Below are 1,583 nucleotides of genomic sequence, written 5' to 3'. Positions count from 1 at the left end.
GCGGAGCTGTTGCGCTGTTTTTGATTTCAGTTGATATCAGGACAGTTATATACACAGGTCCTAGGGGGTCGGCTCCCGCTTCGCGGGACCCTCCCCCGACTGCATTTTAACGCTGGTTGTCAATAGAGGCCAGCACAAAATTCAAACATCCTCGCCGAGGTCTCACAGGGGAGCGCTATGGCGTTTTGCTCCCTCAGATGCGGAAGCCCTCAAAAGCCTGTTTGGCAGGGAGAAGGGGCCTCCGTCTCAGGTCTATATTGGCGTGTTCCGCCGCCTACCGTCCCTCGATCCTATGGGCACTTGTGGGCGGCTTGTAGGGGCTGGCGCCCCTGTGATCGCTAGCCGGCTTGATAGATAGCCGACTCGACGCGGGACAAGGCTTCTCGCTCATCGGAGGATAGTTCGGGGAAGAAGTCCACGAGCGCAATAGCCCGCTTCAGGGCCTTCAGATCGGCCTTGTTTATGGTAACTGTTACCTTATTTTCGGCCTGTCTGGCTCGGTATGCCGCCTGTTTTTGGGCTGGCGTGAGGGCCTTCCCTGTGGCTGGCCTGCCGCGCTTCTTCGGCATCGGGAGGAGATCGGCGGTTTGCTTGTCGTTAGCGTCCTTCATGGCAGTCTGTCCCTGTTGTTTTGGTAACTGTTACCTTAAGTTTATACGGTAACAGTTACCAAAACAACAAGCGGCTTCGGGTCGAAGTGTTCTCCTTACACTTTGGCAAGCAAAGTTAGGAGTACTGCCAGCAACGCCATGTTGCAAATCGCTTGGTGTAGCGGTGCAACGCCATGTTGCACAAGCGGGGCTGTTACGGCGTGAATGGCGCTTGCATAGTGATGCAATCCGCCGGATGGATCGCACCCCTCAGGAGGGGGCCCCGCGATGCATCGGCGGATTGAATGCTTATGCGAATTGACCAGCACGGCGCACGGAGGGTACTCTGGCTCTCGAAAACGAAAAAACCGCCCAGCAAGGCGGTTCTTTCGAAGGTGTTAGGAGCAGCAACTCCCTTCACCTGGGTAACAGGGTCTGGCACGACCGAGCTACCGAATACCCCACCAGTTTAGCGGCCTTAGGCCCTATCAATCAAGCTCCCAGTGCCGACTCTGTTGCCGTGGCTTACACCTTGGCGCTTTAGCGTACCCGTGCGGATTGGACTTCAAGAGATTGTTGCCGTCACGAGTGTGTAGGTCGGGCCGAACGGGGAGACTCTGCAAACGGCCCATACGCGCAGCGGCGCACCTCAGCAAGGCACACCCACAGGCAGGTATGAGAAAACAGGCCTAGGGGCTCTCAGGGCCCCTGAATCGGGATAGCGGGATGCTGTTGGAGGTGCTCTATCGGAGCGTGCAGAGGGGCGGCAACTCAGGGGAAACGCTGGGTTCGTCCGATAGTCCGATCATGGTCGCGCAAGCCTGCTTTAAGCAGGAGGGCGCAGCCTTGCCAAGCAAGGCCTTGGCGCTTCCTTTTTCGCGGAGGCCGTTAGGCCGTAGCCCGTCTAGAAAGTCATTAGAGAGAGTATCTTGGCGAGGTGGGTAACAGCGACCGTCCGTCCACATGCCATCGGTTCGGCTTGTGGGCGGCAGC

Annotated in this window: 1 protein-coding gene; it reads right to left on the bottom strand. The window is 57.7% G+C overall.

The features are described from left to right. Positions 1-338 precede the first annotated feature (338 nt). Complete coding sequence (locus tag CF137_RS01625; protein ID WP_139717471.1) at positions 339-611, bottom strand: hypothetical protein; 273 nt, start codon at positions 609-611, stop codon at positions 339-341. Positions 612-1,583: the final 972 nt, after the last annotated feature.

Origin of the sequence: Aeromonas sobria, assembly GCF_006243315.1 — a bacterium.
In the GTDB taxonomy this organism is placed as follows: Bacteria; Pseudomonadota; Gammaproteobacteria; order Enterobacterales; family Aeromonadaceae; genus Aeromonas; species Aeromonas sobria_A.
The sequence above is the reverse complement of the archived record's forward strand: the minus strand, read 5'-3'. Positions and strand labels throughout refer to the sequence as shown.

Coding starts and splice junctions, on each gene's coding strand:
- CF137_RS01625 (WP_139717471.1), bottom strand. CDS start 611: ATGAAGGACGCTAACGACAAGCAAACCGCCGATCTCCTCCCGATGCCG.